General features: G+C 66.6%; 18 protein-coding genes. 9 read left to right on the forward strand and 9 right to left on the reverse strand.

The window, feature by feature from the left end; translation table 11 throughout:
- Positions 1–463: 463 nt before the first annotated feature.
- Together PCA10_RS18625 and PCA10_RS18630 are read right to left on the reverse strand one after the other, a co-directional pair.
- Positions 464–1,066, reverse strand: coding sequence for a glutathione S-transferase family protein (locus tag PCA10_RS18625; protein WP_016493614.1), 603 nt, complete (start codon positions 1,064–1,066; stop codon positions 464–466).
- A gap of 19 nt (positions 1,067–1,085) precedes the next feature.
- On the reverse strand, positions 1,086–2,252 hold the full coding sequence (locus PCA10_RS18630; protein WP_016493615.1) for an aminotransferase-like domain-containing protein: 1,167 nt from the start codon (positions 2,250–2,252) through the stop codon (positions 1,086–1,088).
- 82 nt (positions 2,253–2,334) lie between these two features.
- On the opposite strand from PCA10_RS18630, the gene PCA10_RS18635 reads away from it, so the two are divergent.
- Complete coding sequence (locus PCA10_RS18635) at positions 2,335–2,787, forward strand: MarR family winged helix-turn-helix transcriptional regulator (RefSeq protein ID WP_041770348.1); 453 nt, start codon at positions 2,335–2,337, stop codon at positions 2,785–2,787.
- Here PCA10_RS18635 and PCA10_RS18640 read toward each other — a convergent pair.
- Positions 2,784–3,413 (reverse strand): hypothetical protein, encoded by a 630-nt coding sequence (locus PCA10_RS18640; protein ID WP_016493617.1) that lies wholly within the window; start codon positions 3,411–3,413, stop codon positions 2,784–2,786. The two genes, PCA10_RS18635 and PCA10_RS18640, sit on opposite strands and share 4 nt — an antisense overlap.
- Before the next feature lie 148 nt (positions 3,414–3,561).
- Between PCA10_RS18640 and PCA10_RS18645 the strand changes: the two genes are divergently transcribed.
- Together PCA10_RS18645 and PCA10_RS18650 are read left to right on the forward strand one after the other, a co-directional pair.
- Positions 3,562–4,179 carry a LysE family translocator gene (locus PCA10_RS18645; RefSeq protein ID WP_041770349.1) on the forward strand — a complete coding sequence of 206 codons (618 nt, stop codon included), beginning with the start codon at positions 3,562–3,564 and terminating at the stop codon, positions 4,177–4,179.
- Positions 4,179–5,393 carry a benzoate/H(+) symporter BenE family transporter gene (locus PCA10_RS18650; RefSeq protein ID WP_016493619.1) on the forward strand — a complete coding sequence of 405 codons (1,215 nt, stop codon included), beginning with the start codon at positions 4,179–4,181 and terminating at the stop codon, positions 5,391–5,393. The genes PCA10_RS18645 and PCA10_RS18650 overlap by 1 nt, the downstream gene beginning before the upstream one ends.
- Positions 5,394–5,536: 143 nt before the next feature.
- Here the strand turns inward: PCA10_RS18650 and PCA10_RS18655 are convergent, their stop codons facing one another.
- Positions 5,537–6,298: an SDR family oxidoreductase gene (locus PCA10_RS18655; protein WP_016493620.1), complete on the reverse strand. Its 762-nt coding sequence runs from the start codon at positions 6,296–6,298 to the stop codon at positions 5,537–5,539.
- Between the two features lie 224 nt (positions 6,299–6,522).
- On the opposite strand from PCA10_RS18655, the gene PCA10_RS18660 reads away from it, so the two are divergent.
- Positions 6,523–7,527, forward strand: a complete 1,005-nt coding sequence (locus tag PCA10_RS18660; RefSeq protein ID WP_016493621.1) for an NADP-dependent oxidoreductase — start codon at positions 6,523–6,525, stop codon at positions 7,525–7,527.
- 48 nt (positions 7,528–7,575) lie between these two features.
- On the opposite strand, the gene pyrF is transcribed toward PCA10_RS18660, so the two are convergent.
- From pyrF to PCA10_RS18675, 3 genes are all read right to left on the reverse strand, one after another.
- On the reverse strand, positions 7,576–8,274 hold the full coding sequence (gene pyrF, locus PCA10_RS18665; protein WP_016493622.1) for an orotidine-5'-phosphate decarboxylase: 699 nt from the start codon (positions 8,272–8,274) through the stop codon (positions 7,576–7,578).
- Positions 8,275–8,354: 80 nt separating this feature from the next.
- Positions 8,355–9,098, reverse strand: coding sequence for a ZIP family metal transporter (locus tag PCA10_RS18670; RefSeq protein WP_016493623.1), 744 nt, complete (start codon positions 9,096–9,098; stop codon positions 8,355–8,357).
- Positions 9,099–9,142: 44 nt separating this feature from the next.
- Positions 9,143–10,030 (reverse strand): LysR family transcriptional regulator, encoded by an 888-nt coding sequence (locus tag PCA10_RS18675; protein ID WP_016493624.1) that lies wholly within the window; start codon positions 10,028–10,030, stop codon positions 9,143–9,145.
- Positions 10,031–10,121: 91 nt separating this feature from the next.
- On the opposite strand from PCA10_RS18675, the gene PCA10_RS18680 reads away from it, so the two are divergent.
- The 3 genes from PCA10_RS18680 to PCA10_RS18685 all read left to right on the forward strand — a co-directional run bounded on the left by PCA10_RS18680 (position 10,122) and on the right by PCA10_RS18685 (position 11,657).
- On the forward strand, positions 10,122–10,595 hold the full coding sequence (locus PCA10_RS18680) for a multidrug/biocide efflux PACE transporter (RefSeq protein WP_016493625.1): 474 nt from the start codon (positions 10,122–10,124) through the stop codon (positions 10,593–10,595).
- 83 nt (positions 10,596–10,678) lie between these two features.
- Complete coding sequence (locus tag PCA10_RS29385; protein WP_016493626.1) at positions 10,679–10,846, forward strand: DUF2897 family protein; 168 nt, start codon at positions 10,679–10,681, stop codon at positions 10,844–10,846.
- Positions 10,847–10,898: 52 nt separating this feature from the next.
- Complete coding sequence (locus tag PCA10_RS18685) at positions 10,899–11,657, forward strand: CPBP family intramembrane glutamic endopeptidase (protein ID WP_016493627.1); 759 nt, start codon at positions 10,899–10,901, stop codon at positions 11,655–11,657.
- On the opposite strand, the gene PCA10_RS18690 is transcribed toward PCA10_RS18685, so the two are convergent.
- On the reverse strand, positions 11,608–12,429 hold the full coding sequence (locus tag PCA10_RS18690) for a substrate-binding periplasmic protein (protein ID WP_016493628.1): 822 nt from the start codon (positions 12,427–12,429) through the stop codon (positions 11,608–11,610). The genes PCA10_RS18685 and PCA10_RS18690 overlap by 50 nt on opposite strands.
- A gap of 97 nt (positions 12,430–12,526) precedes the next feature.
- Positions 12,527–13,168, reverse strand: a complete 642-nt coding sequence (locus PCA10_RS18695) for a TetR/AcrR family transcriptional regulator (RefSeq protein WP_016493629.1) — start codon at positions 13,166–13,168, stop codon at positions 12,527–12,529.
- 192 nt (positions 13,169–13,360) lie between these two features.
- Between PCA10_RS18695 and PCA10_RS18700 the strand changes: the two genes are divergently transcribed.
- The gene (locus PCA10_RS18700) at positions 13,361–15,148 is read left to right on the forward strand and encodes an acyclic terpene utilization AtuA family protein (RefSeq protein ID WP_016493630.1); all 1,788 of its coding nucleotides are present in this window, start codon (positions 13,361–13,363) and stop codon (positions 15,146–15,148) included.
- Between the two features lie 11 nt (positions 15,149–15,159).
- Entirely contained in the window at positions 15,160–16,035 is an 876-nt protein-coding gene (locus PCA10_RS18705) for an SDR family oxidoreductase (protein WP_016493631.1), read from the forward strand.
- Positions 16,036–16,039 lie beyond the last annotated feature (4 nt).

A 16,039-nucleotide genomic window follows, 5' to 3' on the forward strand; every position in this document is an offset into this window, starting at 1 on the left:
GTGTGAGTGCCTAGATTGGCTCCCAGCTTGCAGATGTTTCCCTCTCCCCAGCCCCTCTCCCGGAGGGAGAGGGGTGACTCGCGCCTGATGCCTCGCCGGGTCTGACAAAGGGCAGCGAAGGTGACGCCGCGCGGAGCGCCCCTTCAGGAGGCCGAGCGGAATCGCTGTGGAAGGGGACGAGCGGCATGGATGCCGCGAGAGGCGTGTGGGGCCATGGATGGCCCCTCGCGCCGGGCCCCTGGAGCAGCGATGGAATGAGGGAAGTTTGGCGAAGCCAAACCCGGATGCAGGGGCAAGTTTCTTGGTTCCTTTTCAACGATTGGAAAAGGGACTCGCCCGGGAGGGCGAAACAGAAACCCGCAGGCCACGCGGAAATGAGCTAAAAACCAAACCACCTCGGCAATCCCTCAGGAACCACGAAAAAGCCCCACCTTGCGGCAGGGCTCCTCAGACCCGAGCGAACTCAGTCAAACATGCCCACATGACGCGGATGGCTGGCCACGCGCTCCAGCCAGGCAAGAATCGCCGGGAAGCCGGAGAGGTCGAAACCACCTTCATGGGCCACATGGGTGTAGGCGTAGAGGGCGATATCGGCGATGGAATAGCGGTCACCCACCAGGTACGGCGTGCGCTGCAGCTGCTTCTCCATCACTTTGAGGGCCTTCAGTCCGCGCACCTGGCAGACCTTGTACTCTTCCAGGCGGTCTTCCGGCATGCCCTGGTAGAGCTGGATGAAGCGCGCCACCGCCACATAGGGCTCATGGCTGTATTGCTCGAAGAACTGCCACTGCAGCACCTGGGTGCGCAGGCGCGGCTCGGCGGGCAGCAGGTCGCTGCCCTCGGCGAGGAAGTTGAGGATGGCGTTGGACTCCCAGAGGGTCGTGCCATCGTCCAGTTCCAGCACCGGAATCTTGCCATTGGGGTTCTTCTCGAGGAACTCGGCGCTCTCGGTCTCGCCCTTGAGGATATCCACCGGCACCCACTGATAGGGCACGCCGAGCAGATTGAGGATCAGCTTGACCTTGTAGCAGTTGCCGGACTTGTAATCGCCGTAAACCTTGTACATCGCGCTCCTCCTCTTGTGATCAGGCGGCTTCGGCAGCCTGAGCCTGACGGATCACGCCGGCGAGGCGCTTGAGGCCCTCGCCCAGGCGCTCGGGTGCCACGTGGCTGAAGTTCAGGCGCAGGTGGCCCGGGTGCTTGTCCGGGTCGATGAAGAACGGCTCGCCCGGCATGAAGGCGACGTTCTGCTCCAGCGCGGGCTTGAGCAGGGTGCGGGTGTCCAGCGGCTGCTTCAGGGTCAGCCAGAAGAACAGCCCACCCTGGGGGATTTCCCAGGTGGCCAGATCAGCGAAGTGCTCTTCCAGCGAGGCCTGCATGTTGTCGCGGCGCAAGCGGTAGAAGTCACGCAGCTCGGCCAGGTGCTGGCGGTACTGCTCGGTACCGAACCATTGCAGCGCCTGCCACTGGCCAATGCGGTTGGTGTGCAGGTCGGCGGACTGCTTCAGCCGCAGCAGGTGCGGGAAGAGGTCCGGCGTGGCGATCAGGAAGCCCACCCGCAGGCCCGGCAGCAGGGTCTTGGAGACGGTGCCGGTGTAGATCCAGCTGGCCTTCTTCAGGCGGCTGACGATGGGAGTGGCGCTGCCTTCGTCGAACACCAGCTCACGGTAGGGTTCGTCTTCGATCAGGGTCACGCCGAATTCGTCCAGCAGCGCGGCGACCGCGTCGCGCTTGGCTTCGCTGTAGCGGGTGCCGGACGGATTCTGGAAAGTCGGGATCAGGTAGGCGAAGGACGGCTTGTGCTGCTCCAGGCGCTGGCGCAGGGCGGCGATTTCCGGGCCGTCGGCTTCCTGGGGAACGGCGATGCAATCAGCGCCGAACAGCTGGAAGGCCTGCAGGGCCGCCAGGTAGGTGGGCGCTTCCAGCAGCACTTCGGTGCCCGGATCGATGAACAGCTTGGAGGCCAGGTCCAGGGTCTGCTGGGAGCCGCTGACGATCAGCACCTGGCTCGCCTCGCAGGCCACGCCCAAGGCGCGCGCCTCGGCGGCGATGGCTTCGCGCAGCGCCGGCTCGCCCTCGCTCATGCCGTACTGGCCCATGCTGGCCGGCATCTCGTCCCACTCCACCTTCGGCAGCATCGGCTCGGCCGGCAGGCCTCCGGCGAAGGACATCACTTCCGGGCGCTGGGCGGCGGCAAGGATTTCGCGGATCAGGGAGCTTTTCAGGCGGGCGATGCGTTCGGAGAAGGCCATGGATTGTCACCGGGTGCGGAAGCGAGGAAATTAAGTCAAACTGGTTGACCGAAACTACGACGACCGTGGCAGATACGTCAATATGCTTGACCTGAAAAATTCCGCCATTCAGCAGGCCGCCATGGAAGCCTTCTTCTTCGGCTACCAGGCCTTCACCAGCAAGCCGGACGAAATCCTCGCCCGGCGGGGCCTGTCGCGGGTCCACCATCGCATCCTGTTCTTCATCGCCAAGTACCCGGGACTGAGCGTCAAGCAGCTGCTGGGTTACCTCGGCGTGACCAAGCAGGCGTTGAACACGCCGCTGCGGCAGCTGATCGAGATGAAGCTGGTGGAAAGCGTGGCCGCCAGTGACGACAAGCGTAAGCGTCTGCTGGGTTTCACCGCCGAAGGGGCCAAGCTGGAACAGGCCCTGCGCCGGGAACAGGCACGCCTGCTGCGGCGCGCCTTCGGCGAGGCCGGGGCGGACGCGGTGCAAGGCTGGCTGGCAGTCAACCAGGCGCTGTGCACCGCACGCCAGAACGATACCGACGACTAGCCGGCGTCCCGCAGCTCCTTCGCGCCACGGAAGAACACCAGCATCAACGCCACGTTGGCGGCGATCAGCGGCAGCACACCGATCAGCATCAGCACGATGGTGGCCATCATGATGCCGCCCACCAGGTCCAGCCAGCCCATGACCCGGAACACCGGATAGGCGTTCTGCACCTTGAGCAGGCGCACGCCGTACCAGGCGGTGATAGCGCCAAGCACGGCGATCAGCCCGAAGTAGAAGAGCATCGGCCAGCCCGGCTCGGTGGCGGCATCGCCCAGCACGAAGTCCACCACCTCGATAAGCAGGCTGAACAGCACCAGCGCCCATATCGGCCGCGCCAGGTGCTCGGCGCCAAAGCGCGCCTCGGCGAACAGCTTGAGCCGGATCAGCAGGTAGCAGCCCAGCAGGGTCAGGGCCACGCCGAACCAGTCGGTCAGCCGTATCAGTTGCTGGTCCTCGGTGGCGCCAGCGGCTACCGCGACCCCGAGCAAAATCAGCGTGCCCAGCGCGCAGACCAGGCTCAACCAGGCCAGCAGCCTGAGGTGCCCGGCAGTCCAGCCGTTCATCTGCCGCGGCCCCGCGTCCTCCACCAGGTCCACCTGCGGGGCGGCGTAGGGGTTCTCGTCCATGTGCATGTCTCCAGGCAGCAAAAGCATCACAGTAGCCGCTGAACCCGGGTGTGCCAATGGACTGTATCGCTCAACCCGCACGTTGCTGTATCGCGACGCTGCCCGGCCCCTGGCCTTAGTCTGCGGGCATTACGACACGGTGACCGCCATGAGCCTGGAACTGATCTTCGCCTTCATCCTCTTCGCCTTCGTCACCTCGGTGACGCCCGGCCCCAACAACATGATGCTGCTCGCCTCCGGGGTGAACTTCGGCGTGCGCCGTAGCGTGCCGCACATGCTCGGCATCAGCGTCGGCTTCATGGTGCTGGTGATGGCCGTGGGCCTTGGCCTCAGCCAGGTGTTCGAGCAAGTGCCGGTGCTCTACACGGCGCTGCGCTACCTCGGCGCCGCCTACCTGCTCTACCTGGCCTGGAAGATCGCCGGCTCCGGCGCACCGGACGCGGACAAGGCGCAGAAGCGCCCGAAACCCTTCACCTTCATCCAGGCGGCGGCCTTCCAGTGGGTCAACCCCAAGGCCTGGGTCATGGCCATCGGCGCCATCACCACCTACACCCCGCAGGAAAACTTCGTGGTGAACGTGGTGCTGATCGCCGCCCTCTTCGCCCTGGTCAACTGCCCCAGCGTCGGCCTCTGGACCGTGGCCGGCAGCCTGCTGCGCCGCTGGCTGGCCGAACCGCGCATACTGCGCCTGTTCAACATCGGCATGGCCCTGCTGCTGGTGGCCTCGCTCTACCCCATCCTGGCCGACGTACACGGAAAGATCTGATGACCCCAAGCTCGGAAACCCCGGCCAACCCGCCACGCCTGCGCCCGCTGGCCGACTCTTCGCCCTCCGCCGTGGTGGCGGGTTTCATCGCCATGCTCACCGGCTACACCAGCTCCCTGGTGCTGATGTTCCAGGCCGGCCAGGCCGCGGGGCTGAGCAATGCGCAGATTTCCTCGTGGATCTGGGCCCTGTCCATCGGCATGGCCCTGACCACCGTCGGCCTGTCGCTGCGCTACCGCACCCCCATAGTCGTGGCCTGGTCCACGCCCGGCGCCGCGCTGCTGATCACCAGCCTGCCGGGGGTGAGCTATGGCGAGGCCATAGGTGCATTCGTGGTCTGCGCCGCCCTCCTCGCCCTGGTGGGCCTGACCGGCGGTTTCGAACGCCTGATGCGGCGCCTGCCGGCCTCCCTGGCCGCCGCCCTGCTGGCCGGCATCCTGTTCAAGATCGGCAGCGAGATCTTCATTGCCGCCCAGCACCGCACCGCCCTGGTGCTGTCGATGTTCTTCAGCTACCTGCTGTTCAAGCGCCTGCAGCCACGCTACGCCGTGCTGGTGGCGCTGCTGGTGGGTTGCGTGATGGCGGCCGTGCTGGGCCAGCTGGACTTCAGCGGTTTCTCCTTCGCCCTGGCCGAACCCGTGTGGACCACGCCGGAGTTCTCGGTGACCGCGGTGATCAGCATCGGCATCCCGCTGTTCGTGGTGGCCATGGCCTCGCAGAACATCCCCGGCATCGCCGTGCTGCGCGCCGACGGCTACCAGGTGCCAGCCTCGCCGCTGATCTCGGTCACCGGCATCGCCTCCCTGCTGCTGGCGCCCTTCGGCTCCCACGGCATCAACCTGGCGGCCATCAGCGCGGCCATCTGCACCGGCCCCCATGCCCACGAAGACAAGAGCAAGCGCTACACCGCCGCGGTCTGGTGCGGGATCTTCTATGGCATCGCCGGCACCTTCGGCGCCACCCTGGCGGCGCTCTTCGCCGCCCTGCCCAAGGAGCTGGTGCTGTCCATCGCCGCCCTGGCGCTGTTCGGCTCCATCAGCAACGGCCTCACCGCCGCCATGCAGGAACCCAAGGAGCGCGAGGCAGCGCTGATCACCTTCATGGTCACCGCCTCGGGCATGACCCTGCTGTCCATCGGCTCGGCCTTCTGGGGCCTGATCGCCGGGGTACTCACCCTGCTGATCCTGAACTGGAACAGCGCACCGCAGAAATGAGAAAAGGCGCCCGAAGGCGCCTTGGTTCTCCCCGTAGGATGGGTTGAGCGGAGCGATACCCATGCGGACAGGGCTGATGGGTATCGCAAGCTCAACCCATCCTACGCACAGCGTCCAACAACCAGCGAACGAGAGTTCCGCAATCAGATCGCCGTGGAGCCACCATCCACCGCCAGGGCCTGGCCGGTGGTGAAGCCAGCGGCGTCGCAGCAGAGGTAGAGCACCGCCGCGGCGATCTCCTCGACCTTGCCGATGCGCCCTACCGGATGCATGTTGGCGACGAACTCGGCCTTCTTCGGGTCGGCCTCGTGGGCACGGCGGTACATGTCGGTGTCGATCACCGCCGGGCAGACGGCGTTCACCCGTACCTTCTTGCGCGCGTACTCCACCGCGGCCGACTTGGTCAGGCCGATCACCGCATGCTTGGAAGCGGCGTAGATGCTCATCTTCGGCGCCGCGCCGAGGCCGGCTACGGAAGCGGTGTTGACGATGGCGCCGCCGCCCTGGGCCAGCAGCAGGGGGATCTGGTACTTCATGCACAGCCACACGCCCTTGACGTTGACGCCCATGATGGCGTCGTACTCCGCCTCGGTGCCGTCGGCCAGCTTGCCCTTCTCGATCTCGATACCGGCGTTGTTGAAGGCGTAGTCGAGGCGGCCATAGGCGGCCAGGGTGCCGGCCATCAGCGCCTGGACATCGGCGTCGCGGGTCACGTCGCAACGGATGAAGTGCGCTTCGCCACCGGCGGCGCGGATCAGCTCCACGGTGCCCTCGCCACCAACGGCGTCCACGTCGGAAACCACTACCTTCAGGCCTTCGGCGGCGAACGCCTGGGCGGTGGCGCGGCCGATACCGTTGGCGGCGCCGGTCACCAGGGCGACCTGGCCGGAGAACTTCATGCTCATCTGTGCATCCTCGACGGGAATGGAAACTGCGCCGAGTCTAGCCAGGCGATGCTGTGCGACGTAAGCATCATCAGGAGCCTGGTGAACGGGCCATCCAGATAGATGATGAAACGTCGCAATCTAAATCACCCTGACTAATGGAATCACATTCCCTCCGGACAGCGACCTTGCCCTCGCCGGAGCGGCGGACTATCACCAAGGCTTTCCCCCCTGGAGTTCCTGCCATGTCCCCGCTCAACCGCCAGTTCCTCCTTGCCCAGCGCCCGGTCGGCCCGGCCACCCGCGACACCTTTTCCTATGTGGAGACCCAGGCCGGCGAACCCGGCCCCGGCCAGGTGCTGGTGGAGAACCTCTACCTGTCCCTGGACCCGGCCATGCGCGGCTGGATGAATGACGCCCGCTCCTACATCCCGCCGGTGGCCATCGGCGAGGTGATGCGCGCCCTGGGCATCGGCAAGGTGGTGGCGTCGCAGCACCCGGATTACCCCGTGGGCGCGCATGTCTGCGGCGTGCTCGGCGTGCAGGACTACTACCTGGGCGAGCCCCGCGACTTCCAGAAGGTGGACCCGCAGCAGGCGCCCCTGCCCCTCTATCTCTCCGCCCTGGGCATGACCGGCATGACCGCCTATTTCGCCCTGCTCGACGTCGGCCAACCCAAGGCCGGCGAGACCGTGGTGATCTCCGGCGCCGCTGGCGCGGTGGGCAGCGTCGCCGGGCAGATCGCGCGGCTCAAGGGTTGCCGCGTGGTGGGCATCGCCGGTGGCGCCGACAAGTGCCGTTACCTGGTTGAGGAGCTGGGCTTCGACGGCGCCATCGACTACAAGGCCGAGAACCTCCACGCCGCCCTCAAGCGCGAGTGCCCCAAGGGTGTGGACGTCTACTTCGACAACGTCGGCGGCGAGATCCTCGATGCCGTGCTCACCCGCATCAACCGCAAGGCGCGCATCGTCATCTGCGGTGCCATCAGCCAGTACAACAACAAGGAAGCGGTAAAGGGCCCGGCCAACTACCTGGCGCTGCTGGTGAACCGCGCGCGCATGGAAGGCATGGTGGTGTTCGACTACGCGCCGCGCTTCGGCGAAGCGGTTCGAGACATCGCCGGCTGGCTGGCCAGCGGCGAACTGAAGAGCAAGGAAGACGTGGTGACGGGACTGGAAAGCTTCCCGGAAACCCTGGGCAAGCTGTTCAGCGGGGAGAACTTCGGCAAGCTGGTGCTCAAGGTGCGTTGAGCCGCCGGAACGGTGCGCTGCCAGGCCGGCAGCGCACCAGGGGGGGCATCACGCCAGTTCGGCGACGACGGCGGCCAGCGCCTGGGCCGGATCGGCGGCCTGGCTGATCGGACGGCCGATCACCAGGTAGTCGGAACCCGCATCCAGGGCCTGGCGCGGGGTGAGGATGCGGCGCTGGTCGTCCTGGGCGCTGCCGGCCGGGCGGATGCCCGGAGTCACCAGCTGCAGGCCCGGGTAGGCGGCCTTGAGGTCGCCGGCTTCCTGGGCCGAGCAGACCAGGCCGTCCATGCCGGCCTTGTCGGCCAGACCGGCCAGGCGCAGCACCTGCTCCTTGGGCTCGATGTCCAGACCGATGCCGGCCAGGTCCTCGCGCTCCATGCTGGTCAGCACGGTCACGCCGATCAGCAATGGCTTGGGACCATTGAACTTGTCCAGGGTCTCGCGGCAGGCCGCCATCATGCGCAGGCCGCCGGAGCAGTGCACGTTGACCATCCACACGCCCATCTCGGCGGCAGCCCTGACCGCCATGGCGGTGGTGTTGGGGATGTCGTGGAATTTCAGGTCGAGGAATACCTCGAAGCCACGGTCACGCAGGGTCGAGACGATTTCCGCCGCGCAGCTGGTGAACAGCTCCTTGCCTACCTTGACCCGGCACAGCTTGGGGTCGAGCTGGTCGGCCAGCCGCAGGGCGGCTTCGCGGGTGGGATAGTCGAGGGCGACAATGATCGGCGTCTGACAGGCGGACATGGGGGCAATCTCATACGAATCGGAAACGGCGCGCATTGTAGCGGAAGCCCACACGCGCCGCTGCCTCAACTCTTCGAAGCTCAGACAATATGGTCCAGCGCGAAGGCCGTCATAAAACCTGCGAGGGTGATCAGCCCGGTCCAGGCATGGGTGCTCTCGAAGGCTTCGGGGATCAGCGTATCCACCAGCATGCAGAGCACCGCCCCCGCCGAGAAGCCCAGGGCGAAGGCCAGCCAGTGGGGCGGCAGGTCGGCGAACAGGCCAGGCCCGGCCATGGCAGCCAGCCCGGACAACAGCGCAATGCCGCCCCAGAGCCCGAACACCACCCAGCCACTGCGTTTTTCCTCGCGCAGCCCGGCGGCGCTGGCCAGGCCCTCGGGCAGGTTGGCGAGGAAGATCGCCACCAGCATCAGCAGGCTGACCTGGCCGCCATCGAGCAGGCCAAGCCCCAGGCCCAGGGATTCGGGAATGCCGTCGAGAAAGGCGCCCACCGCGATCAGCAAGGCGACCATGCCGCCGCCGGCGTTGCCGCTCTTGTTGCGTTGATGCCGCTCCAGGCGGTCGATGAACTGGCTGGCCAGGACGAACACCGCGCCACCGGCCAGCAACCCCGCCAGGGTCGGCCAGAGCCCGCCGATGCGCTCGGCCTCGGGAATCTGGCCAAAGCACAGCGCGGCCACCAGTACCCCGCTGCCGTAGGCCATGATCGACGCCACCACCTTCTGCGGCAGCTTGACCAGAAAGCCGACGGCGGCGCCGATCAGCAGGCTGCTCGCCGCCAGCCAGCCCCAGAGTCCAGCCTGGATAGTTACCGGGATTTGCATGACTTCCTCCTTGAATTGAACGGGCCAGGCTACCAGAACCGGCGTCAGCGGGCCGGGGGGCGCTCCAGCAGGCGTTCCAGCAACCAGTTCGCCGCCGGCCCCAGGCGCCGTTGCCGTGACCAGACCACGTCCACCGCCTGGCTGCGCGGCCAGCCGGGCACCTGCAATTCATGCAGGCGACCGTTGGCGTAGCCGCTGACCAGCCAGCGCGGCAGCTCGGCCCAGCCGAAACCGTGGGTGGCCATCTCCAGCAACAGCAGGTAGTTCGGCGCCGACCAGCAGCGCCCTCCGCTGGGCGGTAGGCCGTCGTCCACCGCCAGGGCGTCGCCCAGGGTGTTCAGGCGCAGCAGGCGCCAGCCGGCGAGGTCGCTCTCGCGCACATCGGGCAACTGCGCCAGCGGGTGCTCCAGTGCCACGAACAGGCCGAAATCGGCACGCTCGGCCACCCGCGCCGCACCCAGTTCCGGCGGGTAGCCTGGCTGGGCGGCCAGCAAGCCGAGGGTGGCGCGCCCCTGGGCCACCAGCTCGATCACATCGCGGTGCTCGGCGATCAGGCATTCGAATTCGAGGTCCGGGTAGCGCTGCTCCAACTCGACCAGGCGCGCCTCGTACTGCGCCGACTGGTAGGTATCCGACAGCGCCAGGCTGACCCTGGGCTCCAGGCCGCCGCTGAGCTGGGTCGCGGCGCGCTGCAGGCGGTCGGAGGCGGCCAGGATGTCCTCGACCCGCTCCAGCAGGCGACTCCCGGCTTCCGTCAGCTTCGGTTGGCGGCTGCCGCGGTCGAAGAGTTCCAGGCCGAGGTCCGCTTCCAGTCGGGCGATGGCTTCGCTGATGGTCGACTGGCTCTTGCCGAGCTTGCGTGCGGCGGCGCTGAAAGAGCCCAGTGCAACGGCCTGGGCAAAGGCTTCAAGGGATTCGGGTGAGTAGTTCATATCGGTTTTCCCGATGGTAGCCAACTTAACCTTAGCCTACTGACCGATGAGAATACTGGCCATCCCAATCATTCGGAGCCAGGAGGCCAACATGAACCGGACCACCACTACCGCCCTGGACAAGTCCATCAAGGAGCGGCTCCTCCACGCCATGGCCTTCGAAGGCCTGGCCGTCCTTCTGACCGCGCCGGTGTTGTCCCTGGTGCTGGACAAGCCCCTGGCGCACATGGGCGCGCTGACGCTGATGTTCTCCACCGTGGCGATGCTCTGGAACATGCTGTTCAACAGCCTGTTCGATCGCGCCCAGCGGCGCCTGGGCTTCGAGCGCGGCCTGGCGGTGCGGGTGACCCACGCTTCGCTGTTCGAGCTGGGCCTGGTGCTGGTACTGGTGCCGCTGGCTGCCTGGTGGCTGTCGATCGGACTGCTGGAGGCCTTCCTGCTGGATATCGGCCTGCTGCTGTTCTTCCTGCCCTACACCCTGGCCTTCAACTGGGGCTACGACCTGCTGCGCGAGCGCCTGATCCACGCCGACGGCGACAAGCGCGCGGCGTGTCGCGCCAACTGAATGGAACAAACTGGAATTTCTCGGGAACGTGGAAAGGCGCGCACAATCGAATAGAGTGATGGCCCCTTACGCAGGAGAAGATCATGCCTTGGTATGCCTGGCTGGTACTGGCTGTTGCCCTCGGTTCCATCGTCGGCAGCCTGATGCTGTTGCGCGACACGGCGAAGAAGCTGCCGCTGACCGAAGAACAACTCAAGCGCGTCCGCGAACGCAATGCGGAAATGGATGCCAAGGAAGCCAAGGACCGCTGACCCCGTGTCATCCTCGGAACAACCCACGGCGGCATCCACGCAGCCCAGCGTGATGCCGCTGCATCTGCAACTGCTGTTCCCGCTGATCGTCCTCGCCCTTGGCCAGGGGCTTGGCGGCGTGCAGGTGAGCGCCCTGCTGGCAGGCGTCGCCTACGCCGGCTGGGTCTTCGCCGAGCGCCAACTGCCCGCGCGACTCTGGCTGCCCGTCACCCTGCTCGCTTCCGTGGCCCTGGCCGCGCACCTGGTGCCGGGCTTCAGCCCGCTGCCGCTGGGGGAGCCCCGGGCGCTGAGCGTCGATGCGCCGCCCTACGCCCTGCGCCTGTCCTGGGACAAATTGCTGGTGGGCGCCACCTTGCTGGCCTGGTGGCTGGGACGCCCGAGCCCACCGGCGGCATGGTCGTCGCAGCGGGCCTGGCTGGCGGTGCTCGCCACCCTGTTGCTGGTACCACTGCTGGCGCTGGGAACGGGCCTGGTGGGCTGGCAGCCGAAATGGCCGGAGATCCTCTGGCCATGGTTGGCGATCAATCTGCTGGCGGTGGTGCTGGCCGAAGAACTGGTGTTTCGCGGGCTGCTGCAACCGCTACTGGTCGCCAGGCTGGGCCCGCGCTACGGCGTACCGCTCACTGCCCTGCTGTTCGGCGCCGTGCACCTGCCCTTCAGTCCGCTGTTCGCCGTGCTGGCCACGCTGGCCGGCCTGGGCTATGGCCTGGCTTTCCACTACAGCGGCCGGATATCCCTGGCCATCGCCCTGCACCTGGCGGTCAACCTCTGCCATCTGCTGTTGTTGAGCTACCCGCTGCGGCTGGCCTGACCACCACCCCGTAACGCCCGAAGATCCGCTGCAATTCGCCGGTGGCGCGCAGCTTGTCCAGCAGCAGGGTGAACTGCGCGGCGCTGATGGGCGCCGCAGGTCGCAGCATGGCGTAATGGTGGTAGCGCTGGTCCAGCCGGTCGCTGACCAGGAAGCGGCCGGCCTGCTCCGGGTTCAGCTCCAGGTAGGCGCTGAAATAGGAACGGGTGACCAGGGCGATGTCCGCCCGCTCACGCAGCAACATCCGCAGGTTGCTGTCGTGGGAGTAGGTGAGCTTGGCGTTGAACTCGCGCTGGAGGAACTCGGGATCGGGATTGAAGCCGGCGAAACCGTAGTGATAGCCGTTGTAGAGCGCCAGGCGCTTGCCGGTCAGATTGCCGAAATAATGCTGGTCGCGCCCCGGCTGGGCCTTGGCGACGAAGACTTCCGCATCCTCCAGGCCCATGTCGATCCGCGCGCCAGGGATGCCCTGCCAGCCCCAGTCGGGATTCTCGAACACCGCCAGGTCGATGCGCCCATCCTGGAAATCCCGGAAGCGCCGTGGAATGGCGGTGGGCCGCACGACGAAGCGGTAATCGGTCTGCAGCCCGTTGAGCGCCGCCAGCATGTCCAGCAGCAGGCCGCTGGCACCGGCGGACTCGGGCTTGATCACATAGGGTGGGAAATGCGCACCGGCAACCTGGACGGTCTGGGTCGCCAGCACCGGCGTGGAAACCAGCAGGACCAAGGAACACCACAATGCCTTCAGGGAAAGGCCCCTGCCAACTTCCATTTTTACCGCTGCTCCCTGCAGATTACCGGTCGTACGTCGCAGACTACGTGAAGATTGCTGCAATTCAACAGTTGTCGAAAACGCAGTGTGACGGAGATCACACTGCGCTTTTGTCGTCCTTCAGTACGAGGGACAAGGCCTGTTCGGCCAGCTGATCCAGGCTCATCGGCCCTTCCGGACGGAACCAGGTGGTGGTCCAGCTCAACGCACCGGTGAGGAAGCGCCGCAGGATGAACGGGTCGGCACTGAAGTAGCCCTCGGCTTGCGCCTCACCCAGCACCTGCAGCCAGATCTGCTCGTAGCTGTCGCGCAGTTGGAGGATGTAGGCCTGGCTTTCCTCCGACAGCGAACGCCATTCGTACACCAGCACGCCCATGGCCTCGCCGGTGCCGCCCATGATCGATTGCAGCTCGCAGCGGATCAGCGCCAGCACCCGCTCGCGCAGGTCGGTGGCATCCGCCAGGGCGGCGCGCATCAATGCGGTGTTGTAGAGGACGGTCTCCTCCATCACCGAGCGGAGGATCTCATCCTTGCTCTTGAAGTGATGGAAGATGCTGCCGGACTGGATACCCACGGCGCTGGCAAGGTCGCGCACAGTGGTGCGCTCGTAGCCCTTGCTGCGGAACAGGTGGGCGGCGGTCTGCAGCAGTTTGCCACGGGCGCTGTCGGGGTCGGTGATCTGGCCGCTGGCTACCAGTTCCCGCATCACCGCTTGGGCTTTTTCGTCGTCAAGGCTCATCGCAATCCCCGCTGCGGTTAGCCACTCCTATATAAGAATGGTCCGCAAGTCTCTGTCTTGATTAACGAAATCTATGCCGACCTGAGCGCCCAAGCAAGCGCTTGGGCAAAAAGAACTGCTTGGGCACTTTCAAACCAAGCGCTTGCTTGGTAGTGTTGATTCCATCACTCAACAGTGCTGCGGAATACTCCAATGACAAGAACCGTACGCATCGGCTGCGCCTCCGCATTCTGGGGCGACACCTCCACCGCCGCCGCCCAACTGGTGCACGGCGCCACCCTGGACTACCTGGTCTTCGACTACCTGGCCGAAATCACCATGTCGATCATGGCCGGCGCCCGCCTGAAGGATCCGAGCGCCGGCTACGCCACCGACTTCGTCGAAGTGCTGGCGCCCCTGCTCCCGGCCCTCGCGGAGAAAAAGGTCCGCGTGATCAGCAATGCCGGCGGGGTCAATCCGGCGGCCTGCGCCAGCGCCCTGGCCGCCGCCTGCGAGAAGGCCGGTGTCTCCTTGAAGATCGCCGTGCTGCATGGCGACAACCTGCAGCCGAAGCTGGGCGAGCTGGCCAAGGCCGGCATCCGCGAGATGTTCAGCGATGCCCCGCTGCCGCCCATGTGCGTATCGGTCAACGCCTACCTCGGCGCGCCGGGCATAGTGGCCGCGCTGGAACAGGGCGCCGACATCGTCATCACTGGCCGCGTGGTGGACAGCGCGGTGGTCAGCGCCGCCCTGGTGCATGAGTTCGGCTGGGCCTGGCACGACTACGACAAGCTGGCCCAGGCCGCCCTCGCCGGCCACCTGATCGAGTGCGGCGCCCAATGCACCGGCGGTAACTTCACCGACTGGGAGTCGGTGCCGGACTACGAGCACATCGGCTTCCCCATCATCGAAGTCGAGGCCGATGGCAGTTTCTGCGTGACCAAGCCGGAAGGCTCCGGCGGCCTGGTCACGCCTTTCTCGGTCGGCGAGCAGATGCTCTACGAGATCGGCGACCCGCGCGCCTACCTGCTGCCGGATGTGGTCTGCGACTTCACCCGGGTCCGCCTGGAACAGGCCGGGCAGCACCGCGTGCGCGTCCTGGGCGCCCGAGGCCTGCCGCCGACGCCGCAATACAAGGTCAGCGCCACCTACCCCGACGGCTTCCGCTGCACCGCCAGTTGCCTGCTGGCCGGCATCGACGCGGTTAAGAAGGCCCAGCGGGTCAGCCGCGCCATCATCGCCAAGACCGAAGAGATTTTCGCCGCCCGTGGCTGGGGTCCCTACCGCGAGGTGAACATCGAGCTGCTCGGCAGCGAGGCCACCTACGGTCCCCACGGCCAGCGCGGGGACAGCCGCGAAGTGGTGATCAAGATCGCCGTCAGCCATGCCCGCAAGGACGCCCTGGTGCTGTTCTCCCGCGAGATCGCCCAGGCCGCCACCGGCATGGCGCCGGGCCTGACCGGCATAGTCGGCGGGCGTCCCACCGTGTATCCGGTGATCCGCCTGTTCTCCTTCCTGGCGGACAAGTCCGCCTGCCAGCTGGAGGTGGAGATCGACGGCCAGCGCAGCCCCTGTGCGCTGCCGCAGCTGGACAGCCTCGACATCGCTGACCTGGCCGACGAAGTCCCGGTGCCCGCCGCCGAAGGCCAGGCCTACGTCAACGTGCCCCTGGTGAAACTCGCGGTGGCGCGTTCCGGCGACAAGGGCAACCACAGCAACATCGGCGTCATGGCGCGCAAGCCCGAGTACCTGCCCTGGATCGCCGAAGCCCTGACCCCGGAAGCCGTGGTCGACTGGATGGGCCATGTGCTCGACCCGCAGCTGGGACGCGTGGCGCGCTGGTACCTGCCGGGCACCCACAGCCTGAACTTCTTGCTGGAGAACGCCCTAGGCGGCGGCGGTGTCGCCAGCCTGCGCATCGACCCGCAGGGCAAGGCTTTCGCCCAGCAACTCCTGGAATTCCCGGTACCAGTGCCCCAGGCGCTGGTCGACAGCCTTTGAGGACGCGACCCATGGCATACGATTCGGTATTCAAGCCCGGCCTGTTCAGCGGCCAGACCATCCTGGTCACCGGCGGCGGCAGCGGCATCGGTCGCTGCACCGCCCACGAGCTGGCCGCCCTGGGCGCCCATGTGGTGCTGGTCGGGCGCAAGCCGGAGAAGCTCGAGAAGACCGCCGGCGAGATCACCGAAGACGGTGGCAGCGCCAGCTGGCAGGCCTGCGACATCCGCGATGAGGAAGCGGTGAAGGCCATGGTGACGGCGGTGCTGGCCGAGCGCGGCGCCATCCACCACCTGGTCAACAACGCCGGCGGCCAGTACCCCGCCCCGCTCGCATCGATCAACCAGAAAGGCTTCGAGACCGTGGTGCGCACCAACCTGGTGGGCGGCTTCCTGGTGGCCCGCGAAGTGTTCAACCAGGCCATGAGCAAGACCGGCGGCAGCATCGTCAACATGCTCGCCGACATGTGGGGCGGCATGCCCGGCATGGGCCACTCCGGCGCCGCCCGCGCCGGAATGGAGAACTTCACCAAGACCGCCGCCGTCGAGTGGGGCCATGCCGGCGTGCGGGTCAACGCGGTGGCGCCGGGCTGGATCGCCTCCAGCGGCATGGACACCTATGAAGGCGCCTTCAAGGCCGTCATTCCCACCCTGCGCGAACACGTGCCGCTCAAGCGCATCGGCAGCGAATCGGAAGTGGCCGCCGCCATCGTCTTCCTGCTCTCCCCCGGCGCCGCCTTCATCAGCGGCAACACCATCCGCATCGACGGTGCCGCCAGCCAGGGCAGCCGCGCCTTCCCGCTGTTCAAGGCCAAGCCCGGACAGAGCAAGGCCTACAACGGCTTCCACCGGGCCTACCTGCCCGATGTACTGAAGGACCAGGAGTGACGCG

It is taken from the genome of Pseudomonas resinovorans NBRC 106553, from assembly GCF_000412695.1.
In the GTDB taxonomy this organism is placed as follows: domain Bacteria; phylum Pseudomonadota; class Gammaproteobacteria; order Pseudomonadales; family Pseudomonadaceae; genus Metapseudomonas; species Metapseudomonas resinovorans_A.

Bases quoted from the DNA above. Each gene is read 5' to 3' on its own strand.
- PCA10_RS18660 (WP_016493621.1), top strand. From the start codon at position 6,523: ATGTCCCCGCTCAACCGCCAGTTCCTCCTTGCCCAGCGCCCGGTCGGC.
- PCA10_RS18625 (WP_016493614.1), bottom strand. From the start codon at position 1,066: ATGTACAAGGTTTACGGCGATTACAAGTCCGGCAACTGCTACAAGGTC.
- PCA10_RS18670 (WP_016493623.1), bottom strand. From the start codon at position 9,098: ATGCAAATCCCGGTAACTATCCAGGCTGGACTCTGGGGCTGGCTGGCG.
- PCA10_RS18680 (WP_016493625.1), top strand. From the start codon at position 10,122: ATGAACCGGACCACCACTACCGCCCTGGACAAGTCCATCAAGGAGCGG.
- PCA10_RS18640 (WP_016493617.1), bottom strand. From the start codon at position 3,413: ATGGACGAGAACCCCTACGCCGCCCCGCAGGTGGACCTGGTGGAGGAC.
- PCA10_RS18700 (WP_016493630.1), top strand. From the start codon at position 13,361: ATGACAAGAACCGTACGCATCGGCTGCGCCTCCGCATTCTGGGGCGAC.
- PCA10_RS18655 (WP_016493620.1), bottom strand. From the start codon at position 6,298: ATGAGCATGAAGTTCTCCGGCCAGGTCGCCCTGGTGACCGGCGCCGCC.
- PCA10_RS18695 (WP_016493629.1), bottom strand. From the start codon at position 13,168: ATGAGCCTTGACGACGAAAAAGCCCAAGCGGTGATGCGGGAACTGGTA.
- pyrF (WP_016493622.1), bottom strand. From the start codon at position 8,274: ATGTCCGCCTGTCAGACGCCGATCATTGTCGCCCTCGACTATCCCACC.
- PCA10_RS18645 (WP_041770349.1), top strand. From the start codon at position 3,562: ATGAGCCTGGAACTGATCTTCGCCTTCATCCTCTTCGCCTTCGTCACC.
- PCA10_RS18685 (WP_016493627.1), top strand. From the start codon at position 10,899: ATGCCGCTGCATCTGCAACTGCTGTTCCCGCTGATCGTCCTCGCCCTT.
- PCA10_RS18675 (WP_016493624.1), bottom strand. From the start codon at position 10,030: ATGAACTACTCACCCGAATCCCTTGAAGCCTTTGCCCAGGCCGTTGCA.
- PCA10_RS18630 (WP_016493615.1), bottom strand. From the start codon at position 2,252: ATGGCCTTCTCCGAACGCATCGCCCGCCTGAAAAGCTCCCTGATCCGC.
- PCA10_RS18635 (WP_041770348.1), top strand. From the start codon at position 2,335: ATGCTTGACCTGAAAAATTCCGCCATTCAGCAGGCCGCCATGGAAGCC.
- PCA10_RS18690 (WP_016493628.1), bottom strand. From the start codon at position 12,429: ATGGAAGTTGGCAGGGGCCTTTCCCTGAAGGCATTGTGGTGTTCCTTG.
- PCA10_RS18705 (WP_016493631.1), top strand. From the start codon at position 15,160: ATGGCATACGATTCGGTATTCAAGCCCGGCCTGTTCAGCGGCCAGACC.
- PCA10_RS29385 (WP_016493626.1), top strand. From the start codon at position 10,679: ATGCCTTGGTATGCCTGGCTGGTACTGGCTGTTGCCCTCGGTTCCATC.
- PCA10_RS18650 (WP_016493619.1), top strand. From the start codon at position 4,179: ATGACCCCAAGCTCGGAAACCCCGGCCAACCCGCCACGCCTGCGCCCG.